This is a genomic window from Sinomicrobium oceani, from assembly GCF_900119185.1.
Taxonomy (GTDB): Bacteria; Bacteroidota; Bacteroidia; order Flavobacteriales; family Flavobacteriaceae; genus Sinomicrobium; species Sinomicrobium oceani.
In genome coordinates this window covers 1-23,430 of sequence record NZ_FPJE01000020.1, presented here as the reverse complement: position 1 = coordinate 23,430, position 23,430 = coordinate 1, and the positions used below count along the sequence as shown (strand labels likewise).

The window sequence follows — 23,430 nt, the reverse complement described above, 5'->3', positions numbered from 1 at the left end:
TAAAAGAAAGATCATGTTAAAACTCAAAAATATACTCTGCGGTGCAGCCCTTTTGACAGGTACCTGGGGCATAGCCCAACAGACCCCGGCCCCCAGACAGACAGCCTCCGTACTGATCACCGGTGCAGTTGCACATATAGGTAACGGAAGTACCATAAATAACAGTGCCATAGGCTTCAAAGACGGAAAAATCACCTATGCCGGACCACTTTCCGGGGTTACGACAGGTGCATACGACCGGGTTATCGATGCTTCGGGAAAACACGTTTACCCCGGATTTATAGCAGCAAATTCCACACTCGGCCTTGTAGAGGTCGATGCGGTACGCGCCAGTAACGACCAGTCGGACACGGGCGACCTCATCCCCCACGTTCGGAGTATTGTAGCTTATAACAGCGAATCCAAGGTTGTGGAAAGCTGTCGCCCCAATGGGATCCTCATGGCCCAGGTAGCGCCACGAGGCGGACTGATATCCGGGACATCCTCGGTCGTTCAGCTCGATGCCTGGAACTGGGAAGATGCAGCCATAAAGACCGACGACGGTATTCACCTGCACTGGCCCAGTGCTTTCCGGTCTAAAGGATGGGGCTTCAGCGGACCGAGTGAATTTGTTCCCAATAAAGATTACGAAAAAGAGATCGGGGAGATCAGGACTTTTATCAGCGGGGCCAAAACGTATCTGAGCGGCCCGAAATCTCCCGAAAACCTTCCTTACCAGGCTGTTTCCGGATTGTTCGATGGCTCTCAGAAACTTTATGTCAATGTAGACGGCGAAAAGGAAATCGCCGATGTAGTCCGCTTTGCCAAAACAAACGGTATTCGGCACATGGTTGTCGTCGGTGGAAACGAAGCCTGGAAGGTTGCCGACCTGCTGGTCGAAAACGATGTTCCCGTCATTCTGAGCAGACCCCACAGGCTGCCTTCGGGAGAAGATGACAATGTAAAACAACCGTACCTGCTGGCCAAAATGCTGTCGGACAAAGGCGTACTGGTAGGCCTTGAAATGAGCGGGGCCATGGAGCGTATGAATACGAGGAACCTGCCCTTCTATGCCGGTACTTTTGCGGCTTACGGACTGGACAAGGAAAAAGCGGTACAGCTTATTACCGGGAATAATGCCCGTATACTGGGTATCGATGCTTTTGCGGGAACCCTGGAAACCGGGAAAGATGCGACCTTGTTTATCTCCGAAGGGGATGCCCTGGACATGCGCACAAATAGTATACCCCATGCCTACATACAAGGCCGGGAAATAAGCCTGGAATCACACCAGACCCAATTATGGAAACGCTACATGGGCAAATACGAGGCCGGACAATAGCCAATGTTTGTGTAGTACACACCCGGGGCCGTCTTTTTTATCCGAAAGACGGCCCTGTTTATTTATAGTTCGGGTAAGCGTAAGATTTGTATTTTTGCCTTTAAAACATCCGGACTTGAAAACAATAAGCAGCGTTCAGAATCCATTGGTAAAACAGATCATCCAGCTCAAAGAAAAATCCAGGGCCCGTAAAAGCTCGGGATTATTTATTATAGAAGGCCGGAGAGAACTGTCGCTGGCCATAAAAGGCGGCTATATTATCCGGTCCGTTCTTTTTGACGATACCATCTGTACTGCCGAAACTATCCGGGAGCAGTGTACTGGTCTCCAGACTCCCCCCGAGCTCATAGCGCTGTCCGGGGATGTCTACAGGAAACTCGCTTACCGCGAAACCACAGAAGGGACCCTCGCTATTGCCGAAGGCAGGGAACACCACCTCGATGCGCTTCCTATGCCCCGGAAAAATCCGTTGATCCTCGTAGCCGAGGCCCCGGAAAAACCGGGAAATATCGGAGCTCTCCTCCGTACGGCCGATGCGGCTGATGCCGATGCGGTTATTATTGCCAATCCGAAAACCGACCTGTATAATCCCAATATCATCCGGTCGAGCGTAGGCTGTCTCTTTACAAGAAATATCGCTACGGGAACTACAGCAGAAGTCATTGCTTTTCTGCGTAAGCACGATGTAGGCATATACGGTGCCGCACTTACCGCATCGGTACCCTATCATACCTGCGATTACACAGGTGCCACTGCCCTCATAGTAGGTACGGAAGCCACAGGACTCAGTGCTGCCTGGCTGGACAATTCGGACCAGAATATTATTATTCCCATGCAGGGAGAAATCGACTCGATGAATGTTTCGGTCAGTGCCGCCATCCTCATCTTCGAAGCCAAAAGACAACGACAATTTTTATAGCTGTACAACAATATCCCGATCCCGGTGAAGCTGTTTCTTTCCGGCACCTTCCATAACCCGCAGTTGCGTAACGATCGGGGATAAAACCTAACAAACACATGACTCCCGCCACACTGTTTTATATCATTATAGGTATCCTGGTCCTCGACTTTGTCATAGACCAGTGTATCGACTACCTGAATGCACGGCATTTTAACGATGCTGTTCCCGGAATACTCCGTGATATCTACAGCGATAAAAAATACCTCGAATCCCAGGCGTACAAAAAAGCAAACTATAATTTTTCCAGGCTGTCGGCCGCTTTTTCCCTGCTGCTTACCCTGGCCTTCTTTTTTCTGGACGGTTTTGCCTATGTCGACCGTATAGCCCGGAGCATCACGGACAACGAGATCGGTATTGCCCTGCTTTTCTTCGGAATCATATTCCTGGCCTCTGACATCCTTACCACCCCGTTTGCGTATTACCATACCTTTGTGATCGAGGAAAAATTCGGGTTCAACAAAACTTCCGTAAAAACTTTCCTTCTCGACAAACTAAAGGGGTGGCTTATAGGTGGGCTTCTTGGTGGCGGGATACTGGCACTTATCATCTGGTTTTACGACATCGCCGGACCTGACTTCTGGATCTATGCCTGGATTGCAGTTGCCGTGTTTACCGTGTTCACCAATATGTTCTACAGCAAACTCATTGTCCCTGTTTTCAACAAACAGACGCCCCTTGAGGAAGGCGAACTTCGTTCCGCTATCGAAAAATATGCTGCTGCCGCAGGGTTTACCCTCGACAATATCTTTGTCATCGACGGTTCCAAACGCTCTACCAAGGCCAATGCCTATTTTTCCGGTTTCGGATCACAAAAAAGGATCACGCTCTACGATACCCTGATCAATGACCTGGAAACCGATGAGATCGTCGCCGTACTGGCCCATGAAGTAGGCCACTATAAGAAAAAACACATACTGTTTACTATGGGGACCTCTCTTTTCCTTACGGGGATCACTCTTTACATACTTTCGCTATGCATACAGATCCCCGAACTGTCATACGCGCTCGGGGTACCGGAACGCAGTTTTCATATCGGGCTGATCGCCTTCGGGATACTCTACAGCCCCATTTCGGAACTGACCGGTTTTATTATGAATTACTGCTCCAGAGTATTCGAATACCAGGCGGATGACTACGCCCGGGAGAGCTTCGGTGCCGAACCGCTGATCTCCGCTCTTAAAAAACTGTCGGCCGGGAACCTGAGTAATCTCACCCCGCATCCGGCTTACGTAAAGATGCATTATTCCCACCCTACCCTCCTGCAACGTGTACAGAACCTTCGCAAAGGATGATCTGCGATTAAAGGCATGATATTTGCAGATTATTTATAAAGTTTTATTAACTTTATGTATAGCCGCCGCACTTCCCGGGACCTCAACAGGAAAGCAGGCTGTAGATAAACCTTGTAACCGATAAAAGAAAGTGCTTGTATGGCTGTAGTGATCGATACGGAAAAAGAAAACAAAGAAATTGCCAAGCAATATAAAGAGTTGCTGCGCATCAGCTACCAGACGCTTAGTGATGAGGACAAAAAACTCATCCGTAAAGCTTTTGACACGGCTGTTGATGCTCATAAAGACCAGCGGCGTAAAAGCGGGGAAGCTTATATTTTCCACCCTATAGCGGTAGCCAAGATCGTGGCTTCGGAAATCGGGCTGGATGCGACTTCTATCGCCGCAGCACTGCTTCATGATGTGGTTGAGGATACGGAATACTCCCTGGATAATATCGAAGAAATGTTCGGGAAAACCGTAGCGGTTATCGTAGACGGACTGACCAAGATCTCTCACCTGAGCAAAGAGAAGGATATATCCCTTCAGGCGGAGAACTTCCGGAAAATGCTGCTCACACTGAACGATGATGCCCGGGTAATCATCATTAAGATCGCAGACCGGCTGCACAATATGCAGACCATGGAATCCATGCCGGAACACAAGCAGGTAAAAATAGCCTCCGAAACCCTGTATATTTATGCTCCGCTGGCCCACCGGATAGGCCTGTACAATATAAAAACAGAGCTGGAAGACCTGGGACTGAAATATACCGAACCGGATGTGTATAACGATATCCTCAGTAAAGTCGAAGAGAGTAAAGAAGATCAGAAAGCCTATATCACTTCATTTTCGGATGTTATCCGGGAGAGCCTGGACAAGGAAGGACTGAATTACCAGATCAAGGGAAGGCCAAAATCTATTTTCTCGATCCGAAGAAAGATGAAAGTCCAGAACGTAAGTTATGACGAGGTGTATGACAAGTTTGCCATCCGGATCATCTATAAATCCGATGCGGCAAATGAGAAGTTTCTCGCCTGGAAAATATATTCCATAGTTACCGATCATTTCCGTCCCAATCCCGTTCGTCTTCGCGACTGGATATCTTCTCCCAAATCTACCGGGTATGAAGCGCTGCACATCACGGTTATGGGGCCTAAGGGACGCTGGGTCGAAGTACAGATCCGAAGCGAACGCATGCACGAAATTGCCGAAAAAGGATATGCGGCACACTTTAAATACAAGCATGGCGACCAGAAAGAACAGGGTATAGAGATCTGGCTCAACAGGTTACAGGAAGCGCTCGAAAACCCCAATGCGAATGCCGTGGATTTTGTGGAAGAGTTCAAGCTTAACCTGTACTCCAAAGAGATTTTTGTCTTTACGCCCAAGGGAGAACTCAAATCGCTTCCCAAAGGGGCTACCGCACTCGATTTTGCGTTTAACATTCACACCGAAGTAGGTATGCATACCCGCGGCGCCCGTGTAAACAGTAAACTGGTGCCTTTGAGTTATGAACTGAAAAGCGGGGACCAGGTGGAGATCATCACCTCCGATCATTCCAAACCCAATGCCAACTGGCTCGATTACGCCACTACGGCAAGGGCAAGGGCCAAAATAAAGACTTCGCTCAAAGAAGATAAGAAACAGATCGGCGAAGAGGGCAAGGAACTCCTGCGCCGAAAACTGAAACATCTCAAAATAACCCTGAGCGAAAAAGTCGTCAACGAACTGGTCGTGTATTTCAAGCTAAAAACCAGTCTCGACCTGTTTTTCCGGGTAGGTATCGGTACGATCGACAACCAGATGCTCAAGAACTTCGCGGCGTCACGTACCAATACTTTTATCAACTTCTTCAAGAACCGGATGCGCAAAACCCCTTCGGCCCCACCGCAGGAAGAATTGCACAAGGAAGAAGTTACCGCCAAATACGATATGCTGGTCTTCGGAAAGGAAGAGGAAAAGCTGAGCTATAAACTGGCCAATTGCTGCAACCCCATCCCCGGTGATGACGTTTTTGGTTTTATCACGGTCAACGAGGGTATCAAAGTACACAAAAAGGACTGTCCGAATGCCATAGCACTGCAATCCAATTACGCCTACCGTATTATTTCGGCCAAATGGGTAGACTCCACACAACAGGAATTCGTAGCCATGCTCAGCCTGTCCGGAATAGACAACATGGGACTGGTAAACAACGTTACCAAAGTGATCTCCAACAATATGCACGTCAACATGAAAAACATCAATTTCGACACCAACGACGGCATATTTTCCGGTAAAATCACCGTTGTAGTAAAAAACAATACCATTCTGCGGAAACTCATAGAAAACCTGAAGAAAGTAAACGGTATCGACAAGGTGTCGAGACTGTAAGTCGTTTATGTCCTCCCGGTATCGTTAACAGGTGTGTAAAAAAGGGATGATCTCAAACCAAAATCTTTACGTATCTTTGTACAACGGATAATCCGGGGCAAAGTGTTCCGGATATATTTATTTTGTACGGTATTATGCGGATCGTTTATTATCCTACAATTTGACGCAAAAACGTTATAAGCAGGCGGATTTTGCACTTTAAACATTTTATACCAATAGCTTACGAATTTTCCGGAATGCTGAAAATGTTGCGGGAACGGAAAAAAAATATGTAAGTTTGCGTGTTAATTTTTTGATGTCCTTTGTTATGACAAATGAAACAATCAACAAGAAGAATCAGGAGATCGTAAAGAACGTCTTCACCCGTTTTCTGGAAGACAACGGTCACAGGAAAACACCGGAGCGTTATGCCATTCTCCAGGAGATATATGACAGTGAGGATCACTTTGATATCGAATCACTGTACATTAAAATGAAAAACAAGAATTACCGGGTGAGCCGGGCCACCCTGTACAATACCATAGAATTACTTCTGGAATGCGGGCTGGCCAGGAAACACCAGTTCGGACAAAACCAGGCACATTACGAGAAATCGTATTTTGACAGGCAACACGACCATGTGATCCTTACCGATACCGGGGAGGTGATGGAATTCTGCGATCCCCGTATCCAGTCTATCAAACAGACGATAGAAGAAGTTTTTAATATCAAGATACACAATCACTCCCTTTATTTTTACGCTACCAAGGAAAAAGAAGAGGAGAAATCATAATACCCGAACGTATAATAAAGACCTAAGGCTTCCTGTCAGGCTTTTCGGTTTTACCGGACAGCACATTATTTTTCTGACGGAAGTCGCCATATTGTATTAACGAAAGATCAGATAAACACGAACAAGACCATGGCAGTAGATTTACTACTCGGACTCCAGTGGGGAGACGAAGGAAAAGGCAAGATTGTAGATGTCCTCACCAAAGATTATGATATTATAGCCCGTTTTCAGGGTGGTCCCAATGCAGGGCATACCCTGGAGTTTGACGGGATCAAACACGTTTTACGCACCATTCCTTCAGGTATCTTCCATCCCAATGCCATCAATGTCATAGGCAACGGTGTGGTCATAGACCCGGTCGTGCTGGTCAAAGAGCTCGAAGGTCTGAAACAATTTGACATCGATTACAAGAGTAAGCTTATCCTTTCGAGAAAGGCACATCTCATACTCCCGACACACCGTCTTCTCGACGCGGCCTCGGAAACTGCCAAGGGCAAAGCCAAGATCGGATCTACCCTTAAAGGTATCGGTCCTACGTATATGGATAAAACGGGACGGAACGGTCTTCGCGTTGGTGACCTGGAGCTGGATACTTTCGAAACCCAGTACCGTGCACTGGTGGAAAAGCACGAGAATATGATCCGTCATTACGAAGTAGATCTGCAGTACAACCTGCCGGAAATGGAAGCGGAATTCTTCGAAGCCGTTAAAACACTTAAAGAACTCACCTTTATCGACAGTGAAGAATTCCTGAACAGTTCACTGAAAGAAAACAGGAAAATCCTGGCGGAAGGCGCACAGGGTTCCCTGCTCGATATCGACTTCGGTACTTATCCTTTCGTTACTTCTTCCAACACTACGGCTGCAGGGGCATGTACCGGGCTCGGTATAGCACCTAACCGTATCGGTGAGGTTTTCGGGATATTCAAAGCATATACGACCCGTGTGGGCAGCGGCCCCTTCCCTACCGAACTGTTCGATGAGGACGGTGTACGCATGGCTAAAATAGGTAATGAGTTCGGAGCAGTTACCGGACGACCTCGTCGTTGCGGGTGGCTCGACCTCGTTGCACTGAAATATGCCGTACAGGTAAACGGCGTTACACAACTGATGATGATGAAAGCCGACGTACTTTCCAATTTCGAGACCCTGAAAGTATGTACGGCATATAAATACAAAGGAAAAATTACGGAGCACATGCCTTTTTCTATAGAAGAAGAGAATGTAACTCCGATGTATACCGAACTTAAAGGATGGGATCAGGACCTTACCGGACTGACTTCGGCAGAACAGCTTCCTAAAGAGCTCCAGGATTACATTACCTTCCTGGAAGAGAACCTGGAAGTGCCTGTGAAGATCGTTTCCGTAGGTCCGGACAGGACCCAGACGATCTACAGGTAGATTTACGATTCCGGGTTGCAGGTTGCAACAGGCAGGCCCTATATCCCGGCACCTGTACCCTGCAACCCGGAATATATCACCTACCTCTATTAAATTCCTCTTAAATCCGCAATTTCCTTGTTCAAAAAAACTATTTTTGAAACAAATTTCACGACGTGCCGGTAGCTTTCAAGAACATAATTGTCGGTCTTATGACTTTGCTTACCCTGGCCCTCAACGCCCAGGAAAAGAAAAAGAAGATCAATATCATATACAGCGGGGAATACAACCAGAATGAAGAAAAGTATCCCGGAGCCTCTATTTTCAGCAGGGACGACAGGCAGGTACAATTTGAACACGAAGGGATTGATCTCTGGTGCGACCTTGCCGTATTCTACCAGAAAGAAAACCTCCTGAAAGCCTTTGGTAACGTATTCCTGCAACAGGGCGATACACTTCAGATGAATAGCGAATATTTAGAATACGACGGAAACACAAAGCTTGCTATTGCCATAGAAAATGTAGTTCTACAAAACCCAGATGCAACGCTTACTACGGACACGCTCTACTTTGACCGAAACATACAAGAGGCATATTACAATTCGTTCGGTACGGTGAAGGACTCCTCCAACGTACTTACCAGTAAGGAAGGGCGCTATTACCTCATCCCTAAAAAATGTAAGTTTATAACAAATGTTAAGATCGATAACCCGGAATACGACCTGCATTCCCTGCGTCTCGATTATTACACCACCACCAAACACGCCTATATGTTCGGCCCCTCTACCATAATCGGAGAAGATTATACCATCTATTGCGAAAGAGGTTTTTATAAGACCGAAGAAGAAGAAGGCTACTTCGTTAAAAATTCCAGGGTGGATTACAACAACCGCATTATCAACGGGGATAGCCTGTATTTCAATCAGTTGAAAAATTTTGCTTCGGCCACGAACAACATCAAGATCACCGATACGGTCAACAAAGGGATCGTCAAGGGCCATTATGCGGAGGTTTTTAAAGAAAAAGACTCTGTTTTTATCACTAAAAGGGCTGTTGCGGTCAACCTGGTCGAACAGGACTCCATATACATCCACGGAGACACCCTTATGGTCACGGGTAAACCGGAAAACCGTATTATCCGCGCCTTCCGGGAAGCCCGTTTTTATAAATCGGACCTCAGCGGAAAATGCGACTCCATACACTCCAACCAGAAAACAGGGGTCACCCAACTCATCACCCGCCCCATATTATGGTCGGGGGAAACACAAATGACAGGCGATAGCATCAACCTGCTATCCAATCCCGAAACGGAAAAACTGGATTCCCTCCGGGTCTGGGACAATGCTTTCGTCATACAGAAAGATTCCCTTTCCAAAAACGGTTATAATCAGATCAAAGGGAAAGAACTGCTGGGCTATTTCGAGGAAAACGAACTCAGGGTGGTGGACATCATCAAGAACGCGGAATCCATTTACTATACCCGTAATGACAATAACGACCTCATCGGTATCGACAAGCATGTAAGCGGTAATATCCAGTTTACCCTCGAGAACAGTGAAATTCAGGATATCTCCTACTTTATCAATCCCGATGCGGTATTATACCCGGAGGCCGAGCTTCCGGAAAATGCCCGGAAACTCCGTGGATTTGTCTGGTATGGCGATGAGATGATCCGGACCAAAGATGATATTTTCGATGCGGATGACAATAATGTCGAGCTCGTTAAAATACGGGGAATCGACAATCCTATTGACATTGAAGCCGAAGAAGAAGAATACCGAAAGGCCCTCGATACCGAAGGAGCAACCCTGCCACCACGAGAGTCAGTTCCCCCTCCCTCTAAGGTTTCGGACAGCATCCGGACTGACGCGAAAGAGACTTCGGACAGCCTGATCGTAAAAGACAGTCTACGGGACCGTATTGCTCCGACAGACAAAACCAAAGACTCTCTGACACTGCCCCCTCCGGGAGAAAAAACAGACAGTATCCTACAGCCTGCGGACAGTACCGGCATAAGAGACACATTAACACCGGCAGTTCCTCTGCATGACAGTATACCGGAAGTAAAGACAGACAGCATCGCTCCCGTAAGGGAAACCGATTCCATACTTCCGGAAAAGAAAGAAGTTCCCCCTGCACCTAAAGAAACGCCTGCGGGAACGGGCCGTTAGAAGGACGAAGACGAACAAGGAAAGCCCATGATGAAACAGGATTTTTTTAATTACCAGGCACAGACCTCACCGCATCCCCTGGCTATGGAAGTATCGCATGCCAAAGGGAGCTATATTTATGACACCTCGGGAAAGCCACACCTGGATTTTGTAGCCGGTGTATCGGCAAACACGCTCGGACACAGCCACCCCAGGGTCGTCGAAGCGGTAAAACAACAGGCCGAAACGTATATGCACGTTATGGTCTACGGAGAGTTTATCCAGAAACCCGCCGTCGAACTTACCCGTTTACTGGCATCCATGCTTCCCGATCCGTTGGAGACCACCTACCTGGTCAATTCCGGCACGGAAGCCATAGAAGGAGCCCTGAAACTGGCCAAAAAAGTGACGGGACGGGCAGAGATCATAGCTGCCGCAAACGCATACCACGGCAACACCCAGGGCTCGATGAGCGTTATGGGACATGAGGAGCGCAGACAAGCCTTCCGTCCCCTGATTCCCGGCAGCCGTTTTATAACCTTCAACAACGAAAAGGATCTGGAGAAAATCACGGAGAAAACAGCCGCTGTATTGCTCGAAACCATTCAGGGCGGGGCAGGGTTTATTCTTCCACACGACAATTACCTTCAAAAGGTAAGGAATCGCTGCGATGCGACAGGTACCCTGCTTATACTCGACGAAATACAACCGGGATACGGACGTACGGGAAAACTCTTCGGTTTTGAACACTTCGGCATCGTACCCGATATCCTCGTTATGGGAAAAGGCATGGGTGGCGGTATGCCCGTCGGTGCTTTTACTGCATCTGCTGCCATGATGTCACAACTCAAGGACCGGCCTAAGCTGGGGCATGTCACGACCTTCGGCGGAAATCCGGTTATTGCAGCAGCCTGCCTGGCTACCTTACGCGAAGTGACGGAAACCCGGCTTATACAGGAGACCCTGGAAAAAGAGAACCTTTTTCGTACATTGCTCACGCATCCGCTTATCCGTGAGGTCCGGGGCAAAGGGCTGATGCTTGCCATTATGGTTAAAAACGCCGATGTTGCCAATTACATCATCCTGGAGTCGCTGAAAAGAGGTCTGTTACTGTTCTGGCTGTTGTTTGAGCCCGATGCAGTGCGCATCACCCCTCCCCTGACCATTTCCGAAAGTGAAATCCGGGAAGGATGTGCCATTATCCTGGAGCTCCTGGAGCAATGGCACGATTAATGTTAACTACTTTGTTGATAACATATAGAGGAATTTGCTGGAAATAAAAACCACAACTCCTAAATTTATTAACGTGGAATCCTAAAAAAGCATGCTTATGCCATTTAGTTCTAACGAAGACCGAAACTTTCCCATTTCGAAATTCGAGTCCATGCTCAAAACAAATGATGTTTATTTTTTTGATGCGGATGATTTTGAGGACATTATTCACCACTATCTCGATATGGGGAAAGTGGCTCTGGCCAAAAAGGCCATACAGATCGGACTGGAACAGCACACCTCTTCCACGACGTTAAAACTGCTGCATATCGAAGTCCTGATCTTCGAAAACAGGTTTGACGTGGCAGAAAAAATGCTCGACGAACTCGCCCTGATAGAAACGTCCAACGAAGAGATTTACATACAACGGGCCAATATATACTCCAAAAAGGACAATCACGTCATGGCTATCGAGCTTCTTAAGGAGGCCCTGGTGTATACGGACGACAGTGCCGATGTATATTCGCTGATCGGTATGGAGCACCTTTTTCTGGATCAGTATGCCGAGGCCAAGGATTGTTTTATAAAATGTCTCGACGAAGACCCGGAAGACTACCCGGCGCTTTACAATATTATTTACTGTTTTGATTTTCTCGAAGATCACGACGGAGCCATTTCATACCTGAACACTTACCTGGAACGTAACCCGTACAGTGAAGTGGGCTGGCACCAGGCAGGAAAACAGTACTTTCATAAAAAAATGCTGAAGGAGGCCCTTGCCGCTTTTGATTTTGCCATCATTTCGGACGACACGTTCATAGGGGCTTACCTGGAAAAAGGAAAAGTACTGGAAAAACTCGGCCGCTACAATGAAGCCATAGCCAACTACGAGCTTACCCTCGGCCTGGACGACCCCACCTCTTTTGCATACCTGCGCATAGGAAAATGTCACGAAAAACTCGGTAATGACAATATTGCCAAGCAGTATTATTACAAAACCGTCCATGAAGACCCTCTGCTGGATAAGGGCTGGATAGCTATTACCGATTTTTACCTGAAACAATTCAATTACCAGAAAGCCAAGTATTATATCAACAAGGCTCTTAATATCGACAGTGAGAACATCGCTTACTGGAAGCGATGTGCGGAGATCAACAAACAGCTGCATCTCTACGAGGAAGCGGACATCTCGTACCAGAAAACCATAGAACTCGGAAATTACGAGCTCCAGACCTGGACTTCATGGTGTGACATCCTCGTAAAAATAGGGGAATTCGAAAATGCAGTACACGTGATGTTGCAGGCCCTGGAATTTTATCCGAAGGAAGCATGTCTGGAATACCGTATCGCAGGCCTCTATTTTACCCTGTCCGATTACCGTAAAGGACGTTCGCATCTGAAAAATGCACTTACCGATAACTACGACGAACAGATTATCCTGGAAGAGCTCTTCCCATCGGTATTTGACAGTAAGACCGTTAAGAATTTTATAACAGATTTTAAAAAGGCTTCTATTTAAAATTACCTATTTTTGTTCGTCAAAGAACAGCACATGCAAAGAAGGCTACTGGATTACCTGATCATCACTCTTAAAGGAATGGCTATGGGAGCCGCCGATGTCGTCCCCGGCGTTTCGGGGGGAACTATAGCATTTATTTCCGGGATATACGAGGAGCTGATACAATCTATCAACAATATCAGCTTTTCCTCACTTAAACTATGGAAAAAAAGTGGCTTCAGAGCCATGTGGACCAGTATTAACGGGAATTTCCTGCTGGCACTCGTCACCGGGATCGCTATCAGTATATTTTCCCTGGCACGATTCATAAGCTGGTTACTCGACACTCATCCCATCGCCGTATGGTCGTTTTTTTTCGGACTGGTTATCGCCAGTATCTATTTTATAGGAAAACAAATTACCCGCTGGTCGGCAAAAGTAATCATAGCGGCAGTACTGGGTGGTATCGTATCCTATTACATCACCGTTGCACATCCGGTATCTTCCCCCGATGGTTACACCTATCTTTTCCTTTCGGGTTTCATTGCCATCATTGCCATGATCCTGCCTGGAATTTCCGGAGCATTTATCCTGTTGCTTATGGGTTCGTACGAGATTGTTATCAACACGATCAATCAGTTACGGGAAGGCTTGTTTGAAGGAAATATGCAGGTACTGGGGCAGGCATTCTCCAAACTTGCCGTTTTTGGCATTGGAGCCTTGCTGGGCATTAAGGTTTTTTCGGGAGCGCTCCACTGGATGTTCAAACATCATAAAAACACCACTCTTGCGCTGCTCACCGGTTTTATGATCGGGTCACTCAACAAGATATGGCCCTGGAAAGAAACCCTGACCTGGCGTATCAACTCACACCAGCAGGAAGTACCCGTACTGCAGCGCAGTATCTCTCCTTTCCATGTCGACGGAGACAGCCAGCTGCTTATTGCATGTCTACTTGCACTGGCAGGGTTTTTTACCATATATTTATTGGAAAAAATTGCCGTAAAAGCTCAGAAAAGCTAATGAACAGCTACAGAACACCAGGCGACCAGATCTTTCTGGTCATCAAAGGACTCGCTATGGGGGCCGCCAACAAGGTGCCCGGCGTATCCGGTGGTATTGTAGCTTTTGTAGCCGGATTTTACGAGGAATTTATCTATTCGCTTCAAAAAGTTAACCTGAAGGCCTTTAAACTTCTCATTAACGGGAGGTTCAGGTCATTTTACCGCTATATCAACGGAAAATTTCTGGGGCTTCTTATTTTCGGTATGCTGGTCAGCTATTTCAGCGTTTCCCGGATACTCGATTATTTTATTGCCCGGAAAGAACTCTATGTCTGGGCTGCCTTTTTCGGAATGATCATCGGGTCGATCTACTACATCTCCCGGGGGTTTTCCTGGAATCGCAAAACCGTGATATCGGCCGTTATAGGGCTTATCGCCGGGATATCGATCAGTTTCCTGAGTCCGGCAAGGGAAAACACCAACCTGTTCTTCGTCTTTCTGTGCGGGATTATCAGTGTTTCCGGGATGACACTCCCCGGGCTCTCCGGCTCTTTTATACTCATCCTGCTGGGAAATTACGTACTGTTGCTCGTCGATTCGGTTAATGCACTGTACGATACCATGGCCGAAATATTCCGGGGCGATTTCTCCTTCCTGCAAAACCAGGAACGGCTGAACATTCTTACGATACTCGCCGTATTCACCCTCGGATCGGCGACCGGACTTGTAACCCTCTCCCATTTACTGAGCTACGTTCTCAAACATTTCAGAAATATAACTACGGCTATTATCATAGGTTTTATTACGGGATCGCTCGGGGTCGTTTGGCCCTGGAAAAAAACGATGTACAGGATGCACGAAAACGGCAGCTATATCCTGGACAGTGAAGGGCACCGTATTATACAGAACTACGAAAGATATATTCCCGATTTTTCTTCCCCCGAGACCTGGGGTGCCATAGGTTTTATTATATTTGGAGTCTTGATCGTACTTGCTCTGGAATGGTACGGGAGGTACACTAAAAGGATCAACACCTAAACTTTTTGCTAAACGGCCCTTAAACACCAATGCCGCTCCGGCAGGGCTCTGAACAAAAAAAGAATATATGCCACTATTCGGACTTATCGGAAAAAACATATCGTATTCCTTCTCCCAGGTTTATTTCCGGGAAAAATTTGAAAAATTACAACTGACGGATCATACCTATGTCAATTTTGACCTTCAGGATATCCGTGAATTTCCGGAGACCCTCCGGGAACACCCCGATCTTATGGGCTGTAATGTCACTATTCCCTACAAGGAGGCTGTTATACCGTACCTCTCGGGACTGAGCAACAAAGCGAAAGAGATCGGTGCTGTCAATGTCATTAAGATCGAAAAGGATAAACTCACAGGATACAATACCGATTATTACGGTTTCCAGGCTTCCTTACAACCTTTATTGCGAAAAGACCACCGGAAAGCACTGATCCTCGGTACGGGAGGAGCCTCAAAAGCTATTGCATTCAGTCTTAGAGAACTGGGTATTGCCTATACTTTTGTTTCGCGTAAACCGGAAGAAGGACAGTTTTCTTATTACGACCTCGACGAAAAGATCATGAGGTCTCATACGGTGATCATCAACTGTACGCCCCTGGGAACTTTTCCGAACGTCGAAGACAGACCGCAGCTCCCCTATGATCTTATAGGACCGGAACACCTGCTGTATGACCTTATTTACAACCCGGCAGAAACCTCGTTTCTGAAAGCAGGCAAGGAAAAAGGAGCAACTACCAGTAACGGATTGCAGATGCTTCGTTTTCAGGCCGAGAAAGCCTGGGAGATCTGGAATACCCCTCCGAGGTAAAGGGTAACACAAAGCACACGAAATTAAGATAAAGGCTGAAAACGCTGAGCTCGGGCTACTGTGGTTGGTTCTTGAGTTATTTGGTCTGTGGAGTTACGGAGTTGCTCCGTTATTCCGGAGTTTCACTTCTCATTAACCCATGAACCTGGTACCCCATTAATGACACCCCAGGAGCTCCTCCTATCCAAATCATCGTTTCCCTAAAAAACATGCCTGTATTTTACCTTTAGGGGTTTCTAAAAGCTTTAAAAGTTTTGCTATTTTGAGAGTTGTTAGTATCTTTCACGTTCTAAAGTGATGATGAACCCTAAACATTTTTAAGATGTTAGACCAAAAAGACAGCAACCTGCACCATGCAGAGGAGAATGATGCTTCCGACCATATCGAAGGAGATAAAGAAATTGCCGTAGAGCAGACGACTACTCCCGAAACAGCGGCGGAAAACAAGACGGAGGAGACAGCAGGCCAGGCAAGCCCGGATGCCGTGGAGGTAAACGATGCGGAGGTTCTCAACGAGATAGACGAATCCAATGCCGAAGATGCCGAAGACGAGGACAATGTAAAACGGCATTCTATCCCGGTACTGGACTATCACGCCATGAATATGGACAAACTGGTCAACGAACTGGAAAAACTCATTAAAAACGAAAAAATCCAGGCGATAAAAGAACATGTTGACGGTATTAAATACGAATTTGACCTGAAGTACCAGGAACTGCTCGAAGAAAAGAAGGAAGAATTTCTTAACGATGGTGGAAATGAAATAGATTTTCGTTACACCAGTCCTGTAAAACAGAAATTCAACAAGGTTTATGGCGAATACAGGGAAAAGCGTAATGCCTACTACAAAAACCTGGAGCAGAACCTGAAGAACAACCTCTCCAAACGACAGGAGATCATAGAGGAGCTCAAGGGGCTTATCAATGTGGAAGAGGACATCAATACCACCTACAAACATTTCAAAGAGCTGCAGGAACGCTGGAAAGTAGCGGGGCCTATCCCCCGTATGAACTACAATGACGTATGGCGCACTTACCAGCACCATGTGGAGCGTTTCTACGATTTTCTCGATATCAACCGCGACCTCAGGGATCTCGACTTCAAACACAACCTGGAAGAAAAGGAGAAGCTGATAGCAAGAGCGGAAGAACTGGCAGAAATACCCGACATCAATACGGCATTCCGGGAGTTGCAGTCCCTGCACAAAATCTGGAAGGAAGAAATCGGTCCGGTAGACCGCGAACACCGGGAAGACGTATGGAACCGTTTCAGCGAAGCTACAAGGGCCATCCATGAAAGAAGGCAGGATTATTTCAGGAACATGGATGAGATCCATGAGCAGAATCTCGTGAGAAAAGAAGAAATAATTGCGAAAATCAATGATATTGCAAACAACGAGATCGACGCTCATAGCCAATGGCAAAGACAGATCAAGGAGATGGAAGCACTCCGGGAAGCCTTCTTTAATGCAGGAAGAGTACCCAGAAAAGTAAACGAAGAGACCTGGACAGCCTTTAAAACAGCAGTACGAAAATTCAATCGCAGGAAGAATGAGTTCTACAAAGCCCTGAAAAAAGACCAACAGGACAACCTGGCCAAAAAACAGGAGCTCATCCGTATAGCACAGGAAAACAAGGATAGTGACGAATGGGAAGTCGTAACTCCACTTATGAAAAAAATACAGTCCGACTGGAAAAAGATCGGACATGTACCCCGCAAATACTCGGACCGGATATGGAAAGAGTTCAAAGCGGCCTGTAACCATTATTTCGACAGGCTTCACAAGCATAAGCAGGACGGCAGCCAGGAAGAAACGGAGGCCTATAATGCCAAAGAAGCCCTGCTCGACAGACTGCGGAAATTCCAGCTTACCGGTAATCACGATGAGGATATCGAAACGGTGAAAAACTTTATTTCCGAATGGCGCTCTTACGGTCGTGTCCCTTACTTTAAAAAGAATATAGAAGGGAAATTCAACAAGATTATCGACGCGCTCTTCAAGAAACTAAATGTTGCCAAACGCGACATCGAACTTATCAAATACGGTAATAAACTGGAAGTACTCGCCAATGCCGATCAGGAAGACCTCATCAATAACGAGATCATTTTCATCCGTCGTAAGATCGACGAAGTCAAAGGCGAAATCCGTCAGCTGGAAAACAACCTCCAGTTTATCAATGCCGATGACAACAACCCTATCGTCAGGGAAGTCAACAAGAATATAAACCGACATAAAGAAACACTTTCTTTATGGAAAGCAAAACTCGCGCAACTCAGGGAAATGGATTAAGATCCGTTTCCCCGATTCCGGGTTTTCCCCCTTCCTTCAGCGGTTGTATACAACGCTCGTAGACAGGATTACTCCTGTCCAAACCGCATGGCATTGCTTTGCCTTCCACAGCCTACAATACCACCACCTGACCTGTATCATATAACTCACAAACGTTAAACACCTATGAGAAAAACAGTCTTTTTCCTTGCTCTGATCGCTTATCTCTCATTTCCTGACCATGCTACTGCGCAGGTCAATGAAAACGAAACAGGCGCATGGTATATGTATTTCTGGAATACTACCTTTCAAAACAGCAGGTTTGGTCTTCAGGGAGATCTCCAATATCGGAACTGGGATATGATAGGCGACCTGGAGCAGCTTCTTCTACGTGGGGGAGCGACATACGAGCCGGAAAAAGCCAATATCAAATTTACTCTTGGTTATGCTTATGTATTATCAGGCACTTACGGTTCTTCCGGTACAACCCGTAAAGAAAGCAGGGTGTACCAGGAAGCCTTGCTTCCTCACCGACTTGCGGACCGGTTTCACCTGACCCACCGTTTCCGTTATGAACAGCGATGGGTTGAAAATCAGGATTTCCGGACCAGGATCCGGTATAACCTCTTCCTGAATGTCCCGGTAAACCGTACCACCCTTGATCAGGGTGCGGTTTATATTGCCTTGTACAACGAAGTTTTTATCAACGGACAAAAAGATACGGGCCATGGAAATACGGTAGAGATTTTCGACAGAAACCGCCTGTATACGGCACTTGGATACAGCATCACCGATCAGCTTAGGGTACAGGCCGGATATATGCGGCAATCTACCAATACGGTCGACAAAGGACAATTACAGCTCAGCCTCCACCATACGCTTTAAGGCCTGCTTTGCTGACAAAAAACAAAACGGGGCCTGTGCAAGACAGGGCCCCGTTTTCATTATCTTTTAACTTCTTTTCTTCTTACTTGGCAATATTCACCGACCTCGTTTCGCGGATCACGGTAACTTTCACTTGTCCAGGATATGTCATATCGGTCTGGATCTTCTGTGAAATCTCGAAAGAGAGTTCTGCTGCCTTATCGTCATTTACCTTTTCGCTCTCTACGATAACGCGTAATTCTCTACCGGCCTGTATGGCATACGCCTTTTTGACACCGTGGAAACCGAATGCGATATCTTCGAGGTCTTTGAGGCGTTGTATATAAGAATCCAATACCTGTCGTCTCGCTCCGGGCCTTGCACCGCTGATGGCATCACAAACCTGTACGATAGGTGCTATAAGCGATTTCATCTCCACTTCATCGTGGTGTGCCCCTATGGCATTGCAAACATCCGGTTTCTCCCCGTATTTTTCCGCCCACTCCATACCGAGTATAGCGTGCGGCATTTCGGTTTCGGATTCCGGAACTTTTCCTATATCGTGAAGCAATCCTGCCCGTTTCGCCAGTTTAGGGTTTATACCGAGTTCTGCTGCCATTACCCCGCACAGCTTAGCCACTTCACGGGAGTGCTGCAACAGGTTTTGTCCGTAAGAAGAACGGTACTTCATACGTCCTACCATTTTTATCAGTTCCGGATGGAGTCCGTGAATACCGAGATCTATAACCGTTCTTTTCCCTACTTCGATAATTTCCTCTTCGATCTGTTTGGTTGTTTTCTGTACCACTTCTTCGATACGCGCAGGGTGTATCCGTCCGTCGGTAACCAGTTTGTGAAGTGACAAACGGGCGATCTCCCTTCGTACCGAATCGAAACAGGACAATATGATGGCTTCCGGGGTATCGTCTACGATGATCTCTACGCCCGTAGCGGATTCCAAAGCGCGTATATTACGTCCTTCCCGGCCGATGATCCTACCTTTGATATCGTCGGACTCCAGGTTGAACACGGAAACACAGTTTTCTACCGCTTCTTCCGTACCTATACGCTGTATGGTATTGATGATGACCTTTTTGGCCTCCTGCTGCGCGGTAAGCTTGGCTTCTTCCAGTGTATTCTGCACATAGCTCATAGCATCGCTTCTGGCATCAGCTCTCAGCGATTCTATAAGCTGGCTTTTTGCCTCTTCTGCCGGCAGTCCGGATATGATCTCGAGTTGCTTTACCTGGCTCTTGTGAAGCTTCTCTACCTCTGCCTGCTTTTTGTCCAGGATCTCCACCCTGTACTCATAATCCTTCAGTTTAGTTTCGAGTTCATCGTTGAGTTTTTTATTTCGGGTCAGTTCACCCGTTACCTGTGCCTCTTTATCGCGTGTTCTCTTTTCTATTTCGGCAATCTTCTTGTCTTTTGCTACAATGACTTTCTCGTGTTCTGCCTTTAACTCCAGAAACTTTTCCTTGGCCTGGAATATCTTATCTTTTTTTATACTCTCTCCTTCTGTTTTGGCCTCCTTTACAATGGATGTCGCTTCTCTTTTGGCTCCTGCCAATATTTTAGAGGCGTTTTTCTTTTCCATAATTTTGGCGATGAAAAACCCCAGGGCCACGCCAATTATACCCGCAACAATAATCATAGTTGTATCCATCTTGTTTTCGCTTTTAAAAAAAAAGCCTACATCGGCAAGGGTTATGTATAAACTCCCAAAAAACAAGTTTAGGGTTAACCGGCTGATCAAGGATCCGTTCATCCGGAAAAACCGGAAACGGCATGCTTTTACAACCGAGACTCACCCTTTCTAATTGAATAGCGTTGAGTTTATCAAACAATTACACCAATGTAGGCAGTACCTTTATGTTATTTAAAGAACTTCGTTTTTATGAACTAAGTTTGGATTGAAGCAGTTCGTTTAACGCCTCAAGACGTTCTTTTACTTCTTCGTCTCCTCTTTCTTCATTTATACTTTCCTGTTCCAGCCGCGAGGCAAACTGTAAGGCACACATGGCCAGCACATCCTGTTTGTCCCTAACGGCATAATTCTGTTCAAACTGTTTTACAAGCCCTTCAATACTCTTTGCCGCTTTTCGCAACCCTTCTTCCTGGTCGGGGTCTATGGTAAGCGGATAGACGCGATCTGCTATCGAAATCTTTATTCTGAGCTTATCCATACACGGTTTTTACAGAGTATTATTCCGAGAGTTGTGCTATACAGCTATCGATCTCCCGTATTAAAGTATTTATCTTAAGCTTAGTTTCAGTTTTGCTTTCATTACTGCCCAACATTGCATTAGCCAGTTTGAGTGCATTATATTTCTCTTCCCACCCGGTTATAACGGACTCTTTTTCCCTTATGACCTTTGCGGAATCTGCCAATTCTTCCGTAAGTTTAAGATTAGCCTGCTTCAAAATCTCCATTTTGTGAAGCAATCTGCTAACCCTATTCTCAAGAGAATCAACAATTTCTGTAATATCACTCATACCTGCAAATAACAATACATCTGATTACAAAGTTAACATACCTGATTGTACTTCGCAATAGTTTAACCTAATTTTTATCGCATTTCATCCCTGCAATGACGCGAAATTTATAAAAGAACTTTAAAACAGCTTTTGCTGTGCATCGACCAGCGTATGCGGAATAATCAGGCTACTCCCCAGTTCTTCATTGAGTTTCCCGATCAGGTAAGCCGATAACAAAGGGGAGGCATTCTCCAGATTCTGATGTACAAAAAAGTGAATATGCTCCAGGCCTTCATCTACCCATTTTTTCAATCTTCCGACCCAGTCGTCAAGCCTGTCATAATCGCTCACGTGATTTGCACCTACGTACCGCACAAAAGCTTCATTATTGGTCAGTCTCATGTGCATGAGATCTCTTCTTCCGGCAGTATCGACAATGATATTGGCCATAGCATTCTCTTCGAGCAGATGATACAGTTCTTCGGAAACCCTGGTATCGTTGAACCAATCGGTATGCCGGAACTCCAGGGCAAGCGGCACTTCCTTCGGCCAGTATTCGACAAAGCTCACTACCCTGTCAAAATTCTTGGGGGCAAAATTGTTGTGCATCTGCAAAAAGACAGTTCCCAGTTTTTCTTTCAGATGCACCACGCCATCCAGGTATTCGTCTACCGGGCCCTTAACGTCGAGCAATCTTTTCATATGACTCACCATCTGGTTTACCTTCGGAAAAAAACGGAAATTTTCCGGCACTTTCTCATACCATGAATCAAATTGCGACGGCGGGAAATTCCTGTAGAAGGTCGCATTCATTTCAATAGCATTAAATTGGGTCGCGTAGTAAGCCAGCTCGTCTTTGGTTCCTCTCGGGTAAAAGTTTTTCAGATCCTGACGGTTCCATTTGGCACAACCGACATAGATTTTAGCAGGCTTTCCTTTATTATTACCGGCCAACACCCCCGCGGTTGCGGGATGGTCTTCGGGGAAAGAAAAATCTACGGTTTCCGGATGATCTACTTTTCCAAACTTCATTTTTAACGTTTTTCATTTATGCCATACAAATTACGGATAATTCCATAAATTTGTAACGCGATTGAGAATCGTATATTTTTTTTGACACGTAACAGCCAGTGTATTTTAAAGTTAACGGGCATCAGAATAATTTTCATCGTTTTTTCTTTGTATGCCATATAAAAAAGAATATATTTGCACCCGCAAAAAGGCCTCGTGGCGCAACTGAATAGCGCATCTGATTACGGCTCAGAAGGTTGCAGGTTTGAATCCTGCCGAGGTCACTTGACGGGACAAAGTGGAAAAATCCATTTTTGTCCCGTTTTTATTTGGAGGTAATATGCTGTTAATGTGGTAGATAATATCTACTACATCGTTAACCCTTGCGGTTCGAAATGAAAATCCGTCAAATGTCAGATTTTCAGGGTAAATCGAACCGATCAGGCTCCGGGATTCTTCCCAGCCCCCGTGTTTAAAGCAATTATTGAGTTTTAACAGCTCGTCAATGCCTTCGTTAAGCAATCCTTCCACATCTTCTGTTTCATTACTTATTCTGGCCAAATTGCCTTCGAGTTTGCTGATCTCCTCCCCGTAATCCGACTTCATATCCCGGTAATCCAAAGGATCGATTTGCCGGGTCGACAATAAATCCCTGGCGTATGACAAACGTCCCTCATAATCCTTGATCTGTTTGCAAAAAACGGATATAGTATACCACTAAAAACGGGTGAAAGTGAGCATAGCACAGCGGGTGAAAGTGAACCACCTAAAACGGATGAAAGTGAACCACTAAAAATCGATTCTATTTGAAGTGTGCGCAATAGTCTTTTTTTGTTAAAAAGATTATGGCCAACAAACAAATAGAAATGCGAAAAGTAAAAAAGATATTCAAGTTATACAGTGCCGGGGTCAGTAAGCGCCGGATCAGTTCCCAGTTGGGGATCTCCCGTAATACCGTAAGCAAGTACATCGCTTTTTTTCAACGTTACCAGCTGACCTCTTATGAAGTAGAGGCCA

At 46.1% G+C, this 23,430-nt stretch carries 20 protein-coding genes, 1 tRNA gene and 1 other RNA gene; 16 read left to right on the top strand and 6 right to left on the bottom strand.

Annotation, left to right across the window (positions count from 1 at the left end):
• Nucleotides 1-13 precede the first annotated feature (13 nt).
• From BT112_RS16260 to BT112_RS16195, 14 genes are all read left to right on the top strand, one after another.
• On the top strand, nucleotides 14-1,321 hold the full coding sequence (locus tag BT112_RS16260; RefSeq protein WP_072318440.1) for an amidohydrolase family protein: 1,308 nt from the start codon (nucleotides 14-16) through the stop codon (nucleotides 1,319-1,321).
• Nucleotides 1,322-1,436: 115 nt separating this feature from the next.
• Nucleotides 1,437-2,240 carry a TrmH family RNA methyltransferase gene (locus tag BT112_RS16255; RefSeq protein ID WP_072318439.1) on the top strand — a complete coding sequence of 268 codons (804 nt, stop codon included), beginning with the start codon at nucleotides 1,437-1,439 and terminating at the stop codon, nucleotides 2,238-2,240.
• Between the two features lie 98 nt (nucleotides 2,241-2,338).
• Nucleotides 2,339-3,574 (top strand): M48 family metallopeptidase, encoded by a 1,236-nt coding sequence (locus BT112_RS16250; protein ID WP_072318438.1) that lies wholly within the window; start codon nucleotides 2,339-2,341, stop codon nucleotides 3,572-3,574.
• 138 nt (nucleotides 3,575-3,712) lie between these two features.
• Complete coding sequence (locus BT112_RS16245; RefSeq protein WP_072318437.1) at nucleotides 3,713-5,929, top strand: RelA/SpoT family protein; 2,217 nt, start codon at nucleotides 3,713-3,715, stop codon at nucleotides 5,927-5,929.
• 307 nt (nucleotides 5,930-6,236) lie between these two features.
• Nucleotides 6,237-6,701, top strand: coding sequence for a Fur family transcriptional regulator (locus BT112_RS16240; protein WP_072318478.1), 465 nt, complete (start codon nucleotides 6,237-6,239; stop codon nucleotides 6,699-6,701).
• Between the two features lie 129 nt (nucleotides 6,702-6,830).
• Nucleotides 6,831-8,102 carry an adenylosuccinate synthase gene (locus BT112_RS16235; RefSeq protein ID WP_072318436.1) on the top strand — a complete coding sequence of 424 codons (1,272 nt, stop codon included), beginning with the start codon at nucleotides 6,831-6,833 and terminating at the stop codon, nucleotides 8,100-8,102.
• Nucleotides 8,103-8,293: 191 nt separating this feature from the next.
• Nucleotides 8,294-10,252: an OstA-like protein gene (locus BT112_RS16230; RefSeq protein ID WP_083564970.1), complete on the top strand. Its 1,959-nt coding sequence runs from the start codon at nucleotides 8,294-8,296 to the stop codon at nucleotides 10,250-10,252.
• A gap of 30 nt (nucleotides 10,253-10,282) precedes the next feature.
• Nucleotides 10,283-11,464, top strand: coding sequence for an aspartate aminotransferase family protein (locus BT112_RS16225; RefSeq protein ID WP_072318477.1), 1,182 nt, complete (start codon nucleotides 10,283-10,285; stop codon nucleotides 11,462-11,464).
• A gap of 97 nt (nucleotides 11,465-11,561) precedes the next feature.
• Nucleotides 11,562-12,962 carry a tetratricopeptide repeat protein gene (locus tag BT112_RS16220; RefSeq protein WP_072318434.1) on the top strand — a complete coding sequence of 467 codons (1,401 nt, stop codon included), beginning with the start codon at nucleotides 11,562-11,564 and terminating at the stop codon, nucleotides 12,960-12,962.
• 33 nt (nucleotides 12,963-12,995) lie between these two features.
• Entirely contained in the window at nucleotides 12,996-13,964 is a 969-nt protein-coding gene (locus BT112_RS16215; RefSeq protein WP_072318476.1) for a DUF368 domain-containing protein, read from the top strand.
• The gene (locus tag BT112_RS16210) at nucleotides 13,964-14,983 is read left to right on the top strand and encodes a DUF368 domain-containing protein (RefSeq protein WP_072318433.1); all 1,020 of its coding nucleotides are present in this window, start codon (nucleotides 13,964-13,966) and stop codon (nucleotides 14,981-14,983) included. The genes BT112_RS16215 and BT112_RS16210 overlap by 1 nt, the downstream gene beginning before the upstream one ends.
• A gap of 67 nt (nucleotides 14,984-15,050) precedes the next feature.
• Nucleotides 15,051-15,791: a shikimate dehydrogenase family protein gene (locus BT112_RS16205; RefSeq protein WP_072318432.1), complete on the top strand. Its 741-nt coding sequence runs from the start codon at nucleotides 15,051-15,053 to the stop codon at nucleotides 15,789-15,791.
• A 322-nt stretch (nucleotides 15,792-16,113) separates the two neighbouring features.
• The gene (locus BT112_RS16200) at nucleotides 16,114-18,081 is read left to right on the top strand and encodes a DUF349 domain-containing protein (RefSeq protein WP_072318431.1); all 1,968 of its coding nucleotides are present in this window, start codon (nucleotides 16,114-16,116) and stop codon (nucleotides 18,079-18,081) included.
• A 165-nt stretch (nucleotides 18,082-18,246) separates the two neighbouring features.
• Nucleotides 18,247-18,945: a DUF2490 domain-containing protein gene (locus BT112_RS16195; protein WP_072318430.1), complete on the top strand. Its 699-nt coding sequence runs from the start codon at nucleotides 18,247-18,249 to the stop codon at nucleotides 18,943-18,945.
• An 82-nt stretch (nucleotides 18,946-19,027) separates the two neighbouring features.
• Here BT112_RS16195 and rny read toward each other — a convergent pair whose 3' ends face one another.
• The 5 genes from rny to BT112_RS16170 all read right to left on the bottom strand — a co-directional run bounded on the left by rny (nucleotide 19,028) and on the right by BT112_RS16170 (nucleotide 22,434).
• Complete coding sequence (rny, locus tag BT112_RS16190; protein WP_072318475.1) at nucleotides 19,028-20,590, bottom strand: ribonuclease Y; 1,563 nt, start codon at nucleotides 20,588-20,590, stop codon at nucleotides 19,028-19,030.
• 49 nt (nucleotides 20,591-20,639) lie between these two features.
• Nucleotides 20,640-20,760: non-coding RNA, 6S RNA (ssrS, locus tag BT112_RS16185), on the bottom strand.
• Between the two features lie 59 nt (nucleotides 20,761-20,819).
• The gene (locus tag BT112_RS16180) at nucleotides 20,820-21,110 is read right to left on the bottom strand and encodes a cell division protein ZapA (protein ID WP_072318429.1); all 291 of its coding nucleotides are present in this window, start codon (nucleotides 21,108-21,110) and stop codon (nucleotides 20,820-20,822) included.
• Nucleotides 21,111-21,129: 19 nt separating this feature from the next.
• Entirely contained in the window at nucleotides 21,130-21,420 is a 291-nt protein-coding gene (locus tag BT112_RS16175; RefSeq protein ID WP_072318428.1) for a hypothetical protein, read from the bottom strand.
• Between the two features lie 120 nt (nucleotides 21,421-21,540).
• Nucleotides 21,541-22,434, bottom strand: coding sequence for a DUF72 domain-containing protein (locus tag BT112_RS16170; RefSeq protein ID WP_072318427.1), 894 nt, complete (start codon nucleotides 22,432-22,434; stop codon nucleotides 21,541-21,543).
• Nucleotides 22,435-22,623: 189 nt separating this feature from the next.
• Between BT112_RS16170 and BT112_RS16165 the strand changes: the two genes are divergently transcribed.
• Nucleotides 22,624-22,697 (top strand) — tRNA-Arg (locus tag BT112_RS16165).
• Here the strand turns inward: BT112_RS16165 and BT112_RS16160 are convergent.
• Entirely contained in the window at nucleotides 22,663-23,019 is a 357-nt protein-coding gene (locus BT112_RS16160) for a hypothetical protein (protein ID WP_217652407.1), read from the bottom strand. The two genes, BT112_RS16165 and BT112_RS16160, sit on opposite strands and share 35 nt — an antisense overlap.
• 239 nt (nucleotides 23,020-23,258) lie before the next feature.
• On the opposite strand from BT112_RS16160, the gene BT112_RS22120 reads away from it, so the two are divergent.
• On the top strand, nucleotides 23,259-23,430 hold a 172-nt coding region (locus tag BT112_RS22120), incomplete at its 3' end, for a helix-turn-helix domain-containing protein (RefSeq protein ID WP_217652410.1).

Bases quoted from the DNA above. Each gene is read 5' to 3' on its own strand.
- BT112_RS16175 (WP_072318428.1), bottom strand. From the start codon at position 21,420: ATGAGTGATATTACAGAAATTGTTGATTCTCTTGAGAATAGGGTTAGC.
- BT112_RS16170 (WP_072318427.1), bottom strand. From the start codon at position 22,434: ATGAAGTTTGGAAAAGTAGATCATCCGGAAACCGTAGATTTTTCTTTC.
- BT112_RS16220 (WP_072318434.1), top strand. From the start codon at position 11,562: ATGCCATTTAGTTCTAACGAAGACCGAAACTTTCCCATTTCGAAATTC.
- BT112_RS16205 (WP_072318432.1), top strand. From the start codon at position 15,051: ATGCCACTATTCGGACTTATCGGAAAAAACATATCGTATTCCTTCTCC.
- rny (WP_072318475.1), bottom strand. From the start codon at position 20,590: ATGGATACAACTATGATTATTGTTGCGGGTATAATTGGCGTGGCCCTG.
- BT112_RS16260 (WP_072318440.1), top strand. From the start codon at position 14: ATGTTAAAACTCAAAAATATACTCTGCGGTGCAGCCCTTTTGACAGGT.
- BT112_RS16225 (WP_072318477.1), top strand. From the start codon at position 10,283: ATGAAACAGGATTTTTTTAATTACCAGGCACAGACCTCACCGCATCCC.
- BT112_RS16215 (WP_072318476.1), top strand. From the start codon at position 12,996: ATGCAAAGAAGGCTACTGGATTACCTGATCATCACTCTTAAAGGAATG.
- BT112_RS16210 (WP_072318433.1), top strand. From the start codon at position 13,964: ATGAACAGCTACAGAACACCAGGCGACCAGATCTTTCTGGTCATCAAA.
- BT112_RS16250 (WP_072318438.1), top strand. From the start codon at position 2,339: ATGACTCCCGCCACACTGTTTTATATCATTATAGGTATCCTGGTCCTC.
- BT112_RS16180 (WP_072318429.1), bottom strand. From the start codon at position 21,110: ATGGATAAGCTCAGAATAAAGATTTCGATAGCAGATCGCGTCTATCCG.
- BT112_RS16245 (WP_072318437.1), top strand. From the start codon at position 3,713: ATGGCTGTAGTGATCGATACGGAAAAAGAAAACAAAGAAATTGCCAAG.
- BT112_RS16235 (WP_072318436.1), top strand. From the start codon at position 6,831: ATGGCAGTAGATTTACTACTCGGACTCCAGTGGGGAGACGAAGGAAAA.
- BT112_RS16195 (WP_072318430.1), top strand. From the start codon at position 18,247: ATGAGAAAAACAGTCTTTTTCCTTGCTCTGATCGCTTATCTCTCATTT.
- BT112_RS16200 (WP_072318431.1), top strand. From the start codon at position 16,114: ATGTTAGACCAAAAAGACAGCAACCTGCACCATGCAGAGGAGAATGAT.
- BT112_RS16230 (WP_083564970.1), top strand. From the start codon at position 8,294: ATGACTTTGCTTACCCTGGCCCTCAACGCCCAGGAAAAGAAAAAGAAG.
- BT112_RS16240 (WP_072318478.1), top strand. From the start codon at position 6,237: ATGACAAATGAAACAATCAACAAGAAGAATCAGGAGATCGTAAAGAAC.
- BT112_RS16160 (WP_217652407.1), bottom strand. From the start codon at position 23,019: ATGAAGTCGGATTACGGGGAGGAGATCAGCAAACTCGAAGGCAATTTG.